Source organism: Stenotrophomonas sp. CFBP 13724 (assembly GCF_014841975.1).
GTDB lineage: Bacteria > Pseudomonadota > Gammaproteobacteria > Xanthomonadales > Xanthomonadaceae > Stenotrophomonas > Stenotrophomonas lacuserhaii.
The window spans coordinates 477,649-492,503 of the sequence record NZ_JACYUW010000001.1 but is presented as its reverse complement, the minus strand read 5'-3'; the positions used below and the strand labels follow the sequence as shown (position 1 = coordinate 492,503).

At 67.4% G+C, this 14,855-nt stretch carries 14 protein-coding genes; 3 read left to right on the top strand and 11 right to left on the bottom strand.

The window, feature by feature from the left end; translation table 11 throughout:
• The first annotated feature begins 194 nt into the window (after positions 1-194).
• Positions 195-1,097 carry a TIGR03571 family LLM class oxidoreductase gene (locus tag IFT63_RS02135; RefSeq protein ID WP_080335221.1) on the top strand — a complete coding sequence of 301 codons (903 nt, stop codon included), beginning with the start codon at positions 195-197 and terminating at the stop codon, positions 1,095-1,097.
• Here the strand turns inward: IFT63_RS02135 and IFT63_RS02130 are convergent.
• A complete protein-coding gene (locus tag IFT63_RS02130; RefSeq protein WP_042614674.1) occupies positions 1,063-2,202 on the bottom strand; it encodes a metallophosphoesterase in 1,140 nt (379 codons plus the stop codon). The genes IFT63_RS02135 and IFT63_RS02130 overlap by 35 nt on opposite strands.
• A 374-nt stretch (positions 2,203-2,576) precedes the next feature.
• Here IFT63_RS02130 and IFT63_RS02125 point away from each other — a divergent pair, with 374 nt between their 5' ends.
• Positions 2,577-3,239 (top strand): SDR family oxidoreductase, encoded by a 663-nt coding sequence (locus tag IFT63_RS02125; protein WP_192083114.1) that lies wholly within the window; start codon positions 2,577-2,579, stop codon positions 3,237-3,239.
• Between the two features lie 33 nt (positions 3,240-3,272).
• Positions 3,273-4,115, top strand: a complete 843-nt coding sequence (locus tag IFT63_RS02120; RefSeq protein ID WP_042612430.1) for an isocitrate lyase/phosphoenolpyruvate mutase family protein — start codon at positions 3,273-3,275, stop codon at positions 4,113-4,115.
• Positions 4,116-4,141: 26 nt separating this feature from the next.
• Here the strand turns inward: IFT63_RS02120 and IFT63_RS02115 are convergent, their stop codons facing one another.
• The 10 genes from IFT63_RS02115 to IFT63_RS02070 form a co-directional block, all read right to left on the bottom strand.
• Positions 4,142-4,846: an MOSC domain-containing protein gene (locus tag IFT63_RS02115; protein WP_192083113.1), complete on the bottom strand. Its 705-nt coding sequence runs from the start codon at positions 4,844-4,846 to the stop codon at positions 4,142-4,144.
• Entirely contained in the window at positions 4,843-5,550 is a 708-nt protein-coding gene (locus IFT63_RS02110) for a FadR/GntR family transcriptional regulator (RefSeq protein ID WP_042612428.1), read from the bottom strand. The genes IFT63_RS02115 and IFT63_RS02110 overlap by 4 nt, the downstream gene beginning before the upstream one ends.
• A gap of 82 nt (positions 5,551-5,632) precedes the next feature.
• Positions 5,633-7,480, bottom strand: a complete 1,848-nt coding sequence (locus tag IFT63_RS02105; protein ID WP_042612427.1) for an NPCBM/NEW2 domain-containing protein — start codon at positions 7,478-7,480, stop codon at positions 5,633-5,635.
• A gap of 11 nt (positions 7,481-7,491) precedes the next feature.
• Positions 7,492-9,054 carry a sodium/sugar symporter gene (locus tag IFT63_RS02100; RefSeq protein WP_042612426.1) on the bottom strand — a complete coding sequence of 521 codons (1,563 nt, stop codon included), beginning with the start codon at positions 9,052-9,054 and terminating at the stop codon, positions 7,492-7,494.
• Positions 9,055-9,136: 82 nt separating this feature from the next.
• The gene (locus tag IFT63_RS02095; RefSeq protein WP_042612425.1) at positions 9,137-10,015 is read right to left on the bottom strand and encodes a 2-dehydro-3-deoxygalactonokinase; all 879 of its coding nucleotides are present in this window, start codon (positions 10,013-10,015) and stop codon (positions 9,137-9,139) included.
• A complete protein-coding gene (locus IFT63_RS02090; protein WP_052811783.1) occupies positions 10,012-10,929 on the bottom strand; it encodes an SMP-30/gluconolactonase/LRE family protein in 918 nt (305 codons plus the stop codon). Before IFT63_RS02090 ends, IFT63_RS02095 begins: the two co-directional genes overlap by 4 nt.
• Before the next feature lie 2 nt (positions 10,930-10,931).
• Positions 10,932-12,080 carry a galactonate dehydratase gene (gene dgoD, locus IFT63_RS02085; protein WP_042612423.1) on the bottom strand — a complete coding sequence of 383 codons (1,149 nt, stop codon included), beginning with the start codon at positions 12,078-12,080 and terminating at the stop codon, positions 10,932-10,934.
• Positions 12,077-12,691: a 2-dehydro-3-deoxy-6-phosphogalactonate aldolase gene (locus tag IFT63_RS02080; RefSeq protein ID WP_042612422.1), complete on the bottom strand. Its 615-nt coding sequence runs from the start codon at positions 12,689-12,691 to the stop codon at positions 12,077-12,079. The genes dgoD and IFT63_RS02080 overlap by 4 nt, the downstream gene beginning before the upstream one ends.
• A 7-nt stretch (positions 12,692-12,698) precedes the next feature.
• A complete protein-coding gene (locus IFT63_RS02075) occupies positions 12,699-13,466 on the bottom strand; it encodes an SDR family oxidoreductase (protein WP_192083112.1) in 768 nt (255 codons plus the stop codon).
• On the bottom strand, positions 13,463-14,512 hold the full coding sequence (locus IFT63_RS02070; protein ID WP_192083111.1) for an aldose epimerase family protein: 1,050 nt from the start codon (positions 14,510-14,512) through the stop codon (positions 13,463-13,465). The genes IFT63_RS02075 and IFT63_RS02070 overlap by 4 nt, the downstream gene beginning before the upstream one ends.
• Positions 14,513-14,855: the final 343 nt, after the last annotated feature.

The following is a 14,855-nucleotide window of genomic DNA, read 5'->3' as shown; positions in this document are numbered from 1 at the left end:
AGCGGCCACCCTAGCGCAGCACGGGTGAAGGAGACCCCACACGACAGTGGCCTGCAGCATTCCACTGCAGGTGGCGCCCGCTGCACGGCGTTGCAGGTAGGCTGCAGTCCTCGAAGAAAGGGACACCGCCCGTGCCGGGACATAATGCCGTTTACGACACACTCTTCGCTCCGGGCCATCTCACACTGGGATTGATGACGCCCTTGGGCAGCGATGCCGGTGCGCAGCCGGATCCTGTCCAGGCACAGGCGCTGGCGCGCCTGGCCGAAGCACAGGGCTTCGCTGCGCTGTGGGCGCGCGATGTCCCGTTGATGGTGCCGCAGCGGTCGCCTGGGGACACCGCTGCGCCACAGGCCAGTGCCGTCGATGACCCCTTCGTCTGGCTCACCCTGCTCGCCGCCGCCACCTCGCGCATCGCCATCGGACTGGCCGCGGCGGTGCTGCCGCTGCGCCATCCGCTGCACATCGCCAAGGCCGCCCTGAGCCTGGAGCGTGTGTCGAACGGGCGCTTCGTGCTGGGCCTGGGCTCGGGCGACCGGCCCGAAGAGTTCGCCGCCTTCGGCGCCGTTCTGGAGCAGCGCGCGCAGGTGTTCCGCGAACGCTGGCCGCTGCTGCGCGCGGCACTGTCGCCGGACGTGCAGGAGCGTGCGCTGATGCTGCAGCAGGTGGGCTATCCGGTACTGCCCGCGCCTGCCGCACGCATTCCCATGCTGGTGGTGGGATCGGCGCGGCAGTCCCTGCAGTGGATTGCCGAACATGCCGACGGCTGGGCCACCTACCATCGGGAAGAAAGCACGCAGGAAGGCCGGATCGGACTGTGGCAGCACGCCCTGCGGCAGAAGCTCGGCAGTGCACGCAAGCCCTTCGTGCAGTCCGCCCAGCTGCAGCTGCTGGAAGATCCTGCAGCGCCGGCTACGCCGCTGGAGCTGGGCCTGCGTGGTGGCAGCGCTGCCGTCCGGGACTACCTGCAGCGCATGCACGCACTCGGCGTGGACCACGTGATGTTCAACCTCAGTGGCGGGCGACCCGCCGCCGAGGTCATCGAACAGATCGGCGCGGAGATCATTCCCGCGCTTTCGGCGCAGCCTTCAGGGTGATCAGGGTGATCTCCGAAGGCACGCCGATGCGCGCGGCAAAGCCCGGCCACAGACCCGCGCCGTTGCTCACGTACAGGGTCATGTCGCCCACCTGGTAGCGGCCGGATACATAGCCGCCGTTGGCCCGCTTCACCAGCTGGTCCATGCCGATGATGTGGCCGCCGTGGGTGTGGCCGGACAACTGCAGCTTCACTCCGCGCGCCGCGTTGGCCTGCGCCTCGCGCGGGCGATGGTCGAGCAGGATCACCGGCGCCTGCGGATCAGCGCCGTGCAGCGCGGCTGCCAGGTCCGGCTGCGGCAGGTCGTAGCGCTCTGCCACCGGATCGGTGACACCGGCGATGGTCAGCCCCGCATCGCCACGACGCACTTCGGTATGGGTGTTTTCCAGCACCTGCATGCCCAGTCCGCGGAAGGCCTGCATCCATTCGGTGTACTGCGCGTAATACTCATGGTTGCCGGTGATGGCGATGACGCCGTCCGGCGCCTGCAGGCCACCCAGCGGCTGGAAATCACCTGCACGGGCGGTGACCGTGCCATCGATCAGGTCACCGGTGATGACCACCAGGTCCGGCTTCAGCGCGTTGCTTTCAGCCACGACCCTGCGCACCCAGTCGCCGGTCAGCAGGCGGCTGGCATGGATGTCGGTCAGCTGCAGCACGCGATAGCCATCGAAGGCGGCTGGCAGTCCGGCGATCTCCACCTCGATGCTGCGCGGCTTGGGCACCGCCATGCCCTGGCTGACACCGAAAATGCCCAGCGCCAGCGCGGTGAGGCCGGCAACCGGCCGCAGCCAGCGCGCGCGCAATGCAGCGGTGGCCCTGGCCGAGCGCAGCAAGCGCGCAAGCAGCAGCGCGGCATCCAGCAGCAGCAGGAACAGCGCCCCCAGCAGCAGGGCGGTGAAGCCGGTGGCGAGCACGGCGATGACCATCTTCGGAATTTCCGGCGAAGCCATCGTGCCGGCGAACTGGGCGACGATGCGATGGTGCAGGGCCATGCCGAACACCAGCACGGCAAGGAGAAGGCGCGCGGCCAGTGGCAGGCGCAGGGGCCAGACCAGGCGCAGCACGATGTACAGCGCGAGAACGGAAGCGATGACACTCAGCACGGTGGGGGTTCCAGGGGGAGCAGTGGGGACGATAGCCGTGCATCGTGACTGATTTCGTCTCCGGGGTTCCAGTGCGGAAAGCAGTTTTCTGTGGCGAACGGCTGGGCCTCTCGCGGGCGGCGTTTGACGCTGGGTCTGGGGTGGGCCGGGCGGGTGGGGTTGGCAGGACACGCCGCAAGTACATCCTTGTAGGCTGCGTCGCCGCATCCATGCGGCTCAGCGTCCTGCCAACCCCACCCGCCCGGCCCATGACAGGTTCACTGCGCAGGCCGCGTATGGGAGGAAAAAAGAAGAGAGCACCATGCCGGCCGCTACAGGGAGGCAACGTTGGGTGGGGCATGGTAGGGGTTCCTTTCCTCCGTGGAGTGGCCGGTATGAGCCAGGTCTTTGTTGTGGGTGCGGCTGGCAAGGTCGGGCGGCACCTGGTGCGGCAGTTGGCGGAGCGGGGGCATCGGGTGCGGGCGCTGCATCGCAGGGCCGAACAGGCCGATGCGCTGCGGGCCGATGGCGCGGTGCCGGTGTGCGGGGACCTGCAGCAGTTGGATGCGGTGGGGTTGGCGGAAATGCTGGCCGGTAGTGACGTGGTGGTGTTCTCTGCCGGCGCCGGCGGCAAGGGCGGCGCGGAGGCCACGCGTGCCATCGATGGCCACGCGCTGCAGGTCACGGTGGATGCAGCGCGGCGTGCCGGCGTGCAGCGCTTCCTGCTGGTCTCTGCGTTTCCCGAGGCCGGCCGGGGCGAACCGATGTCGGACACCTTCGAGGTCTACATGCAGGTCAAGAAGCAGGCCGACGTGTACCTGGCCGCCTCCGGGCTGGAGTGGGTGATCCTGCGGCCGGGCACCTTGTCCGATGCCGAAGGCAGCGGGCTGGTAACGGCCGGCCCGGCCATCGCCTACGGCGAGGTGCCGCGTGCCGACGTGGCCGCTACCCTGGTGGCATTGGTCGAGCGCCCCGGCATCACGCGGGCGATCATCGAGCTGACCGCGGGCACCACGCCGGTAGGCGATGCGCTGCACTATCTTGCTGCGCAGTCCTGACACCGCCCTCCACCGCCCACCAGGCCTCCATCGATGACCACACCCGATACCAGCGAACGCCGACGACAGTTCCGCGCGCTGCACCAGCACGGTTGCTTCGTACTTCCCAATCCATGGGATGCCGGCAGCGCGCGCTACCTGCAGAGCGCCGGCTTCAAGGCACTGGCCTCGACCAGTTCCGGCCATGCCTGGAGCCAGGGCAAGGCCGATGGGGCTGAGGACCTGGAGCAGGTGCTGGCGCATCTGCGCGACATGGCCGCTGCCACGTCGCTGCCGTTGAACGCGGACTTCGGCGATGGCTTCGGCGCGACGCCGGCCGATGTCGAACGCGCCGTCCTGCGCGCGATCGACACCGGCGTGGCAGGCCTGTCCATCGAAGATGCCAGCCCGGATGCCTTCCAGCCGCTGCGGCCTCTGGATGAAGCACTGGCCCGGTTGCGTGCCGCGCGCGCGGCGATCGACCGTTCGGGTGCGGACGTGATGTTGATCGGCCGTGCCGAGAATTTCTTCGTCGGCCAACCCGACATCGACGACACCCTGCTGCGCCTGCGCGCCTACGCTGATGCGGGCGCGGACTGCCTGTATGCGCCGGGCATCGTGCAGCGCGCGCACATCGAGGCGGTGGTGGCCGCGGTGGCACCGAAACCAGTGAATCTGCTGGTCGGCGGCCCCAGTGCGTTCACCCTGCAGGACATCGCCGCGATGGGCGTGCGGCGGGTCAGCCTGGGCGGCGCGCTGGCACGGGCGGCCTGGGGCGGTTTCATGCAGGCCGCGCAGTTGCTGCAGGAACAGGGGAGCTTCGCCGGACTGGAAAGTGCGGCGTCGGGGGCTACGTTGAATGCATTGTTCGAGCGACCTCTGCACCGCGATGCCTGATGCAGGCCGCCGAGCACGGCTTGGCGCTACCGGGTTTCCGGTCCCTGCAACCGTGATTGCCAGGATTCCACTTCGTTGCGCTGCAGCCGGTTGGACAGCAGCTTCTTCCATGATGCCGTCAGCGGCAGTTGGCTGGCTTCCTCCAGCACGCTGCGCTCCAGGGTACGGTCGAACAGCACATGGCCGAGCCGGCGCAACGACCAGTCCGGGCACAGCCGCTCCACCACGGTCATCGCATCACCCGGTGCCACCTGGCCACCCTCCAGCACCCGGTAATACCACCCGGTGCGGCCGCTGGACTGCATGCTGCGCGCCACGTCCGGCAGGCCGAAGCGGTCGTTGAGCTTCCAGCACGGCTGCCTCCCCTGCGACACCTGCAGCGTGGCCGTGCCGACCCGGATCACATCGGCCAGGTGGATCGTGTCTTCGGTCCAGCCCGTGCTGGAGAAGTTCTCGCCGAAGGCGCCGCTCCCGTCCAGCAATGGATGCCGGTGCGCCCCGCGCCAGAACGCGTAGTGATCGAACGGATAATGATGGATCGCTTTTTCCGGACCGCCATGCACCCGGCGATCGCCCTGTTCATCACCTTCGATGCCTTCGGCATGGATGCGCACCGGCCCGCTGACCGGTACTTTGGCGATCGCGCTGCAGCTTCCCGGACGCGTATAGGGGACCGCGCGTCCGGTATGGATCGCATCCAGTGCCACCGCGGGCGGAATCGTGCAGTTCATGGAGACGGCGCCTGCCTGCGCAGGTTGCTGCGGGAATCGGCAATCATTTCCAGCATCGCCTGCCGGGCCTGCTCGGGCTGCTGCGCCGCGATGGCCTCATGCACGCGCGCATGTCGCGGCAGCGAATACTTGAAGTCTGCATCGGCCTTGCGCGCGGACAGCAACAGGTAACTGCCCAGTGCGGTTTCGATCACGCTGAACAACGGTCGCAGCAGCGCATTGCCGGTCGCGTCCAGCACGGCGTGGTGGAAGCGCAGATCTGCCGCTGCCCAGGCCTCCATGTCCTCTGCCGCCGCCATCGCCTCATACGCTTGGCCGATACGCGCCAACTGCGCATCGGTACGCCGCTGCGCGGCCAAGGCGGCCGCTGGCGGCTCGATCAGTTCACGCATCTCGGCCAGTTGTTCGACGAACTCCAGCGTGGGCAACGCCGCACCGTGCCAGGACAGCACGTCCGGATCCAGCAGGTTCCAGTGTTCGGCCTCGCGTACCCGCGTGCCGATCTTCTGGCGGGTTTCGATCAGCCCCTTGGAACCCAGTACACGCAGCGATTCGCGCAGCGCGGTGCGGCTGACCTGCAGTTGCGCGGACAGCAGTTCTTCGCGCGGCAGTATTTCCCCGGGCTTGTACTGGCCGGCCACGATCAGCTTGCCGAGCTCGTGCACGATCTGCCCATGCAGGCTACGACTGGATGTCGCCATCATGGCCAGACCTGGTCGGGGGCGCGTGGGGGTTGCATGGGGCAAGTATAGACCGGCCCCCTACGCGCCCCCTGCAGGCCTGCCATCACTGCAGCGTCGCGCCGGCCCAGGCCACCACCGGCGTGCGGGCGCCTTCTCCCACGGTCGCCGCTTCGGCCACCAGCTCCAGCACCTGCACGCCCTGCACGGCTACCTCGATCCGAGCCGGCGCCTGCCCGCGTCGCACCGGCGCGCTGGTGAACAACGGCTTGCCGTCCCCGTAGACCTTGAACACCACGGTGCCGGACGCAGCCGCCGCACTGTCATCCACGCCCGCCAGCGCGGTGAAGCGCTTGTAATGGCTTGACGCAAGCACCTCCAAGCGCGAATTGGCGTGGATGCCGATACCCCGCGCGTAGGACGTGCCGGCGATGCGCAGCGGCCCGCCCTGCGGTGTGCGGTCCACCCGCGGGGTACCCGATACCTCGGCCGGCCGGGCGCTGTAACCGGGCAGGCCGTCCACCGCCACATGGATGCGGCCGGTGATCTCCCCCAATGATGTGCCCTCGCTCGTATCGGGCGTGCCGCTGACCTTCAACAGCACCGCGCCGTGGGCTGGCAGGGTGAATGCCATCCCGCCGTCGGTGGCTGTGACGTCGCGTTGTTCCCACAGATCACGCGCCCGGATCGGGGCGGCGTCGCTGAGCAGCATCTGCGCGGCGGTGACCCGTGCCTCCACCGTTGCTCCGCCCCGGTTGAACAACAGCACGCCGCGTTCGCCGCGGGCGGACAACGGCTTGACCAGCACCTGCAGCGGTCCCTCGCTGGCGACGATCCGGCCCTGGTTGCCGGCCGGATCCTGGTTCAGTGCGATCACCTCCGGATTGGACAGCAACGCCACCTGCGCCGGGGTGGCATGGTTCAGGTCGAAGCCCACCAGCAGCGGCGCCGCCAGGATGGCCCATATCGAAAAATGCGTGCGCGCTTCGGTCATGTGGTCGGCACCGAATTCGCCCAGTCCCACCGCCAGCATGTCCGGATCATTCCAGCGCCCCGGACCGGCATACAGTTCCCGGCGCGATGCAGTATCGAAGTTGTGCAGCATGCTTTCCCAGGTCATTTCGATGTCCGGGCTGGTGCGCCACAGGTTGCCGTGGCGGCCGCCCCAGTTGCCCACGCCGGCTTCTCCCCATGGGCAGATCGACAGCACGAAATCGTTGTCCGGGTTGACCTGTGCCAGCAGCCTGCCGACCCGCGCATACGCGCCTTCGACCTTGTCCGCATCGGTGGCCTGGGCATCGGCACGCACGATCAACGGACGCCCTTCGCGGTAGGTCGCGCTCGCCAACGCCTTGCTGCCCTGGCCGAAATCAGCCAATCCACAAGCGTCGACCTTGATGTAGTCGAACCCCCATTCCCCGAACATCGTGGCCAGGTCGCTGGCCTCGAAGCCCTCCAGGCCGATCTCGCGCTGCGCTGTCGTGCCGACCGGAAGATTCGGGCTGTGCGCATCATGTGCCTGCGAGCATGCATTGCGCCCCACATCGGTATACAGGCCGGCCTTGAAGCCCATCGCATGCAGGTGGTCGGTCCACGGCCGCAGGCTGGGCACGCCGCTGCGGCTGGCCGCCATCGGGAACATGCTGGTGCGGATCTGGATGCCGCCGTCGGCGCGGCGCTGCAGCCACCAGCCGTCGTCGATGTTGATGTAGCGGTAGCCGGCCTGCTGCATGCCATTGCGCTTGATGGTCTCTGCCACCGACAGGATCTTGTCCTGGGTGACTTCGGTACGGAATGCATTCCACGGGTTCCAGCCCATCGGCGGCGTCGCAGCGGCGCCATGTCCATACACGCTGAAGCGTCCGCTGGGTTGCAGGTCTTCGCGGGGCTCGCCGGCGATGCCGGACAACGGAGCCAACGCCAGGGCGACGGCAAGCAGGGTCTTGCAGGTCATGCTCTCTCTCCTCACCAGAACAGGGTGTACAGGGCAACCAGGATCGCGACGACCGCCATGGCCCCCACGTTGAAGGACGTGCGTGTTGCGTACACCACGTCGTCGGTGCGCACCACGTCCTTGGCCGGCGCGGCAGGCGTGGCCAGCGATACGCCTACCGCCAGCAGCAGTGCCAGCAGGAACACCAGGCCGACACGATCAATGAACGGCAAGGAAGGCCACGCCAGCTTCAGTACGATCGACAGCACGAACGAGCCCACCGCCGCCGCCAGCGCACCGGCTTCGTTGGCCCGCTTCCAGAACAGGCCCAGCAGGAAGATCACCACGATGCCCGGGGTGAAGAAGCCGGTGTATTCCTGGATGTACTGGAAGGCCTGGTCGAAGCTGCCCAGCAACGGCTTGGCTGCCAGGATGCCCAGCACCACCGTGACCACGGCGGCGAGGCGGCCCACGCGTACCAGCGTGGCCTGCTCATGCGGGCCCTTGCGCTGGGCGTAGAAATCCAGGGTGAAGATGGTCGCCACCGAATTGATCTTGGACGCGAGCGAGGCCACGATCGCCGCCACCAGTGCAGCGAACACCAGCCCGAGGATGCCGGTAGGCAGCAACCGCATCATGGTCGGATAGGCCTGGTCCGGCGCGTCCAGGCCCGGCGCCAGCATCACCGCGGCGATGCCCGGCACCACCACGATGACCGGCATCAGCAGCTTCAGGAAAGCAGCGAACAGTACGCCCTTCTGCGCCTCGCCGATGTCCTTGGCGGCCAATGCGCGCTGGATGATGTACTGGTTGAAGCCCCAGTAGCTGATGTTCATGATCCACAGCCCACCCACCAGCACGCTGATGCCTGGCAGGTCCTTGTAGAACGGGTTGTCCTTGCTGAGGATCATCTCGAAGTGGCCCGGATGGGCATCCCACAGGCGCTGGAAGCCGGCCACGATGCCGGCGCCCTCGCCCAGCTGGCTCAAGGTCAGCCCGGTCACCAGCAGCCCGCCCAGCACCAGCAGCGACACCTGCACGATGTCGGTCAGCGCCACCGCCTTCAGGCCGCCGTAGAGCTGGTACAGCAGCGCGAACACGCCGATCAACACCACCGCCAGCATCTGGTCCATGCCAGTGACCTGGCTGACCGCGATCGCCCCCAGCCACAGGATGGAGGTGACGTTGACGAACACATACAGCCCCAGCCAGAACACCGCCATCAGCGTGCGGATGCGGGTGCCGTAACGTTGCTCCAGGAACTGCGGCATGGTGTAGATGCCATTGCGCAGGAAGATCGGCAGGAACCACTTGCCGACGATCAGCAGGGTCAAGGCGGCCATCCACTCGTAGGAGGCAATGGCCAGGCCGATGGCATAGCCGGAACCGGACATGCCGATGATCTGCTCGGCGGAGATGTTGGCAGCGATCAGCGAAGCGCCCACCGCCCACCACGGCAGCGACTTGCTGGCCAGGAAATAGTCCTTGGCATTCTTGGTGTGGCCGGCCTTTTCCCGCGAAACCCACTGCGCCAGCACGAATACAGCAGCCAGGTAGACCAGTACGATGGAGGTATCGAGCACCGAAAGTTGCATGTCCTGCTTCCTTGAGGCGGGTGCCGGGATCTGTCACCGGCGTTCGGAGTGGAAAGAAGTAACCGTTGCGCCTGGCTTGCGCTTACATCGGCAGCTCACGTGCACGGGCAAGCAGGTACAGACCCTGCGCCACGCTGTCTTCGGCATGCCGCGTTGCCGCCCGTCCCTGCAGCGCCAGTGCGCAAACATAGGCATCGGCCAGGCCATCGGAGGCCATCACGTGCAGCGGCCCACCCTCGGCATCGATGGCCTGCAGTTCACTGCCGATCAACAGGCCGGACAGATAGCTGGCCAGCTGCGCAGGCTGCAACTGGTCGAACAGCGCCCGGGTGCGCACGCTGAACAGCTGGTGCAACAAGCTGCCATCGCGCGCGGCCATCGCCACGCCCTCGGCAAAGGCGGCCGCATCATGCGGCGCGTCCACCATCATCCGGCCGAGCAGGCTGTGCTGGCGCAGTACCGCGAACAGCTCACCGGTCATGTAGGTGCTGAACTGTTGGATGCGCCCGTCCACCACCTGCGCGTGCTTGCTGTGGGTACCCGGCAGCACGACAGGATGCGTGCCCGGCCCCAGCACCGGCAGCAACGCGCACAGCTGGGTCTCTTCGCCGCGCATGACGTCCGGTACGCCGTGCACGTCCACGCAGCTGAGGCCCGGCACCAGCCACAGTTCGCGCTCGATGGCAGCGTCGTTCAATCGCTGCATTCCCGCCGCGATCTCATGCAGCCCCGCCGGGGCCTGCACATAAGGCACCTCCCTCCAGCCCTGGCGGCTGCCCACCATCCCCGCCATCACCACCAGCGCATCGTCCCAGCCGTGGATCAGTGCCTCCAGCACCTCGGCAAATCGTCCATTGGCGTTCAACAGCCCCTGGTCGGAGCGACGGCTGTCCACCGTCTGCCCGTCGCGGTCCAGGCGGAACGCGCGCAGGCTGGAGCTACCCCAGTCGATGGCGATCATGCGTCTGCGAACCGGACGTCAGGCAGGCCACGCACGCCATCCAGCACGGCCGTGAACACACCTCCGCTGGTCGGCAGCGCGTGCAGTGCGGCAGCATCCAGCCCATCCCGTGCGGAGGTGACATACAACGTGCCCAGATCCTCGCCGGCAAACGCCACGCAGGTCGGTTGCGATGCAGGCACCGGCACGCGCAGTTCGACCTCACCGGCGGCGGCGTAACGCACCACCTGCCCCGCGGCCCATTGCGCACCCCACACCCGTCCATCGGCATCCACGACGGCACCGTCCGGCTCGGCCCCGCCTTCGATGACCGCGAACACGCGTGGCTCGCTGACCGTGGCCGTGGCTGCGTCGTAGCCGACGTGCATGATCCGTCCCTGCAGCGAGTCGCAGTAATACATGCCCCGCCCATCGGGATCGAAACAGATCCCGTTGGCGATGGCCACCGGCTCCAGGGCCAGCGCACGCAGGCCCTGCCTGAGCGAGTACTGGTGGAAGCGCGCCGTCCGCGCATGCGCGGGATCTTCGTTGATGCAGCCGAAGACAAAGTTGCCGCTCCGGTCCAGGCGGCCATCGTTGATGCGCATGGCCGCCCCCTCCATCGGCACGTCGACCAGGTGGTCACAGGACAGACCGGTACCGGCAGCGTGGCGGGTGGGATCACCGAGGTACAGTGCGTCTTCCATCCCCAGCAGCAACCGGCCTGACTCACACAGCGCCAGCGAACCTACCCGCCCCGGCGTGCTCCACCACTGGGTACTGCCCGCGTCCGGGCTGCCGCGCCAGATGCGCCGGCCCTTGATGTCGGTCCACCACAGCACCCGTTCGCGCGCGCACCAGACAATGCTTTCGCCCAGCGTGCAATGGCTGTCGAACGCCAGCGCGGCGGTCGGCAGGGTCCGGCCCTCGCCCATGCTTACCATTCGGCCACGCTCCCGTCTTCGTGCCGCCACAGTGGATTGCGCCACTCACCGGCGCGGCGCGCGCGTTCGATCACCACCGCTTCGTCGATCTCCACGCCCAGCCCCGGCAGGGTAAAGGGCAGGATCGAACCGCCGTGCATGGTGAAGGCGTCCTTGTTCCTGACGTAGTCCAGCAGCTCGCCATCGGCGTTGTAATGGATGCCGATGCTCTGTTCCTGCAGCACTGCATTCCAGCTGGCGAAATCCACGTGCAGGCAGGCCGCGAGTGCCACCGGCCCGAGCGGGCAATGCGGCGCCAATGCCACGTCATGGGCTTCGGCCATCGCGCCGATCTTCATGCATTCGGTGATGCCGCCGGCATGCGACAGGTCCGGCTGCACGATCGACAGGCCGCCGCCGGCGAACACGCTCTTGAACTCGGTACGCGAGAACATCCGTTCGCCGGCTGCCAGCGGAATGGCGGTGTGTTCGGCCAGCCGCGGGTAGTATTCGGCCTGTTCGGCCAGCACCGGTTCTTCGATGAACAACGGGCGGTACGGCTCCAGTTCGCGGATCAGCGTCTTGGCCATCGGCCAGCCGACGCGACCGTGGAAATCCAGCCCGAATTCGATGCTCTGCCCGAACGCCTCGCGTATCTCGGCCACCTTGGCCACCGCCGCATCGATGGTGCGGCTGGGCGCCAGCAAGGGCATCTCTTCGCAGGCGTTGAGCTTGAAGGTGTCATAGCCCAGCGCCACGCGTGCCCGGATCTGTTCGATGATATCGGCCGGCCGGTCACCGCCCACCCAGCAATAGGTCTTCATGCGGTCACGCACCAGCCCACCCAGCAGCTGGTACACCGGCACGCCGAGCGTCTTGCCCTTGATGTCCCACAGCGCCTGGTCGATGCCGGCCAGCGCGCTCATGAACACCGCACCGCCGCGGTAGAAACCGCCGCGATACATCACCTGCCAATGGTCGTTGATACGCGCCGGATCCTTGCCGATCAACTGCTCGCCCAACTCGTGCACGGCGGCTTCGACCGTGCGCGCACGGCCTTCGATGACCGGCTCTCCCCATCCAATCACGCCTTCATCGGTCTCGATCTTCAGGAACATCCAGCGTGGCGCCACGCGGTAGGTGCTCAGGCGGGTGATCTTCATGCGTTCGCACTCCGCAGGGCAGCAACGAAGGCGTCCGCATGGCCCGCCGTGGTGGCTGCATCCTGGCCCGGGCGATACAGCTCACCGCCCAGCCCGGCGCCGGCGCAGCCGGCCTGCAGGAACGCGGCCAGGTTGTCCGTCCCGATGCCCCCTACCGCATACAGTGGCACGTCTACCGGCAGTACGGCCTTCAGCGCACGCACATAGGCAGGGCCAAAATGTGCCGCGGGGAAAAGCTTCAAACGCTGCGCACCGGCGGCCAAGGCCGCGAAGGCCTCGCTGGCGGTGGCAAACCCGGCGGCGATATCCAGTCCACGCGAACGTGCATGCGCGATCACCACCGGGTCGGTGTTCGGCGTCACCATCAGCCGCGCGCCGCTGTCCGCCAGGCGGTCCACATCGGCGATGTCCAGCACCGTGCCGGCGCCCACCTCGGCGTGGCCGTCGGCTTCCTGCAGGGCCAGCTGCACGCTGCCCAGCCAGTCCGGCGAGTTGGTGGGTATTTCGATCTGGGTGATGCCGGCATCGATCAACACGCGCACGTGCGCGCGCACCTCGGCCGGGGTGATGCCGCGCAGGATGGCGATCAGCGGAAGCGGGGAATGGGTCATGGCGGGCTCAGTAATAGAGTTGGCTGCGGCCGCCATCGATCAGGATGTCGGCGGCATTGATGAAACGGGCTTCGTCACTGGCCAGGAACAACGCGGTCTGCGCGACTTCCGACGCTTCGCCGATACGTTTGGGTGGCAGCAGTGCTTCCTGTTCCAGGCGTGCCTGGGCAGGATCGGGCTGTGATTCGAACCAGCGTTCGATGCGGTCCACCAGGATCAGCCCGGGCGATATGGAGTTGAACCGGATGCCCTTGTCGGCGTACTCCAACCCGAGCGCCTTGGTCAGGCCGATCAAGGCGTGCTTGGCCACGTTGTACGGGAAGGCGCCCTGGATGATGCGATGGCCGTGCACCGAGGCGATGTTGACCACCGATCCGCGGCCCTGCGCCAGCATGCAGGGCAGCACGGCGCGGGCGAAGTTCCAGTGGCCGCCGAGGTTGACGTCCAGGTTGCGTTGCCAGGTCTGCGAAGACAGCTCCAGCGGCGCGGAAAACACATCCATGCCGGCATTGCTGACCAGCACATCCACGCGGCCGTGGGCGGACACCACACGTTCCACGAAGGCCGCCACCGCATCGGCATCACTGACATCGCCCTGCTGGAAGAGCGCACACACCGCGTCCTCGGCGCAGGGCGCGGACTGGTCGTAGCCGGCCACGATGGCACCGTGCGCCTGGAACAGTCCGCCGATGGCACGGCCGATGCCGTTGGCGGCACCGGTGACGATCGCCACCTTGCCGGCCAGCCGCTGTGCGGGGTCAGTCACTGCATTCATGGGGTGTCCTTGCTGAAGCGATAACGGATGCGGTTGCGGTAGACCGCACCGGGCTGCAACGTGATGTCCGGCAAGGCGGGCTGGTTCATCGCATCGGGATAGGCCTGCGGTTCAATGCAGATGGCCGCGTGTGCGTGATATGGCCTGCCCGATGCCCCCTGCAGGCTGCCATCCAGGAAGTTTCCCGAATACACCTGCACGCCTGCCTGGTCGCTCAGCACGTCCAGCACGCGGCCGGAATGCGGGTCATGCAGGCGCGCCGCCGGGCGCACGCCGGCGTCTGCCGGGCGCACGCCGGCGTCTGCCGGGCGCACGCCGGCGTCTGCCGGGGCATCGAGAATCCAGTAATGATCCAGGCCCTCGGCGACCTGCAACTGCGGATCGCCAGTGACGGACAGCGCCTCGCCGATCAACCGCGCGCGGCGGAAGTCGAACGCGCTGCCCGCCACCTCTGGCCGTTGTCCGGTGGGCGTGAGCGCTGCGCTCAGCGCCACCATGCGCGATGCAGGCAGTGTCAGAAGATGTGCGTCCACCGCGCCCGCCCCTTCGCCGGCGAGGTTCCAGAACGGATGATGGGTCAGGTTGACCACCGTGGGGCGGTCGCAGGTGGCGGCGTAGTCCACGTGCAGGGTGTCGGTGTCATCCAGCCGATAGTCCACGGTGACCGTCAGCGCGCCCGGGAAGCCCTGGTCGCCATGCGGGCTGACCAGTTGCAGCCGCGCCCGGTCACGGCGCACGCCCAGCCATTGCCAGTCACGGGCATCGAATCCGTCGGGTCCGCCATGGTGGGTGGTGACGCCATCGACTGAATCGAGCCGATGATGCTGGCCCTCGAGCAGGAAGCCGGCCGTGCTGATGCGTCCCGCCACCCGGCCGATGCTGGCACCAAAGAAGGACCGATCCGACGTCCGCTGGCGCTGCTCGGCATGGCCCAGCACCACGTCTGCGAACTGCCCGTCACGGTCCGGCACCCACATGGCCGCCAGGGCGGCGCCGCGCTGTGCGATCTCTGCCCGTAGCCCATGGGCGTTTTCCAGCATCACCATGCAATCCACGCTCCACGGCAAGGAACTCCAAGGGCACCACGATTCCATAGTTCGGAGGCGGTGCGGCACGGCCAACGGCCTGGATTGCAATTAATCAAATAATACTACAAATGAAAAGTTGCACCGCAGCATGGTCTGCGTCCTGCGTGCTTGCCTTTCCTGCCCTCCCCCATACCCAGCAGCACCTACGGATTTATTGCCACAAGGGTCAGGCACTCAAGTACACGAGGGTAAGGAGAAACGAGAATCACGCCAGGCGTGGAGGCCGATCCCACCTGGCACGGGGCCGCGCAGGCCCCGTCGTCGCATCCGCCGCCGTTGCTGCGGCGCTCGCCCCGCACCA

What these genes read in the sequence shown, in the direction of transcription:
- IFT63_RS02095 (WP_042612425.1), bottom strand. Translation starts at nt 10,015, where the DNA reads ATGATCGCCATCGACTGGGGTAGCTCCAGCCTGCGCGCGTTCCGCCTG.
- IFT63_RS02075 (WP_192083112.1), bottom strand. Translation starts at nt 13,466, where the DNA reads ATGAATGCAGTGACTGACCCCGCACAGCGGCTGGCCGGCAAGGTGGCG.
- IFT63_RS02110 (WP_042612428.1), bottom strand. Translation starts at nt 5,550, where the DNA reads ATGATGGCGACATCCAGTCGTAGCCTGCATGGGCAGATCGTGCACGAG.
- IFT63_RS02115 (WP_192083113.1), bottom strand. Translation starts at nt 4,846, where the DNA reads ATGAACTGCACGATTCCGCCCGCGGTGGCACTGGATGCGATCCATACC.
- IFT63_RS02090 (WP_052811783.1), bottom strand. Translation starts at nt 10,929, where the DNA reads ATGGGCGAGGGCCGGACCCTGCCGACCGCCGCGCTGGCGTTCGACAGC.
- IFT63_RS02120 (WP_042612430.1), top strand. Translation starts at nt 3,273, where the DNA reads ATGACCACACCCGATACCAGCGAACGCCGACGACAGTTCCGCGCGCTG.
- IFT63_RS02125 (WP_192083114.1), top strand. Translation starts at nt 2,577, where the DNA reads ATGAGCCAGGTCTTTGTTGTGGGTGCGGCTGGCAAGGTCGGGCGGCAC.
- IFT63_RS02135 (WP_080335221.1), top strand. Translation starts at nt 195, where the DNA reads ATGACGCCCTTGGGCAGCGATGCCGGTGCGCAGCCGGATCCTGTCCAG.
- dgoD (WP_042612423.1), bottom strand. Translation starts at nt 12,080, where the DNA reads ATGAAGATCACCCGCCTGAGCACCTACCGCGTGGCGCCACGCTGGATG.
- IFT63_RS02070 (WP_192083111.1), bottom strand. Translation starts at nt 14,512, where the DNA reads ATGGTGATGCTGGAAAACGCCCATGGGCTACGGGCAGAGATCGCACAG.
- IFT63_RS02100 (WP_042612426.1), bottom strand. Translation starts at nt 9,054, where the DNA reads ATGCAACTTTCGGTGCTCGATACCTCCATCGTACTGGTCTACCTGGCT.
- IFT63_RS02105 (WP_042612427.1), bottom strand. Translation starts at nt 7,480, where the DNA reads ATGACCTGCAAGACCCTGCTTGCCGTCGCCCTGGCGTTGGCTCCGTTG.
- IFT63_RS02080 (WP_042612422.1), bottom strand. Translation starts at nt 12,691, where the DNA reads ATGACCCATTCCCCGCTTCCGCTGATCGCCATCCTGCGCGGCATCACC.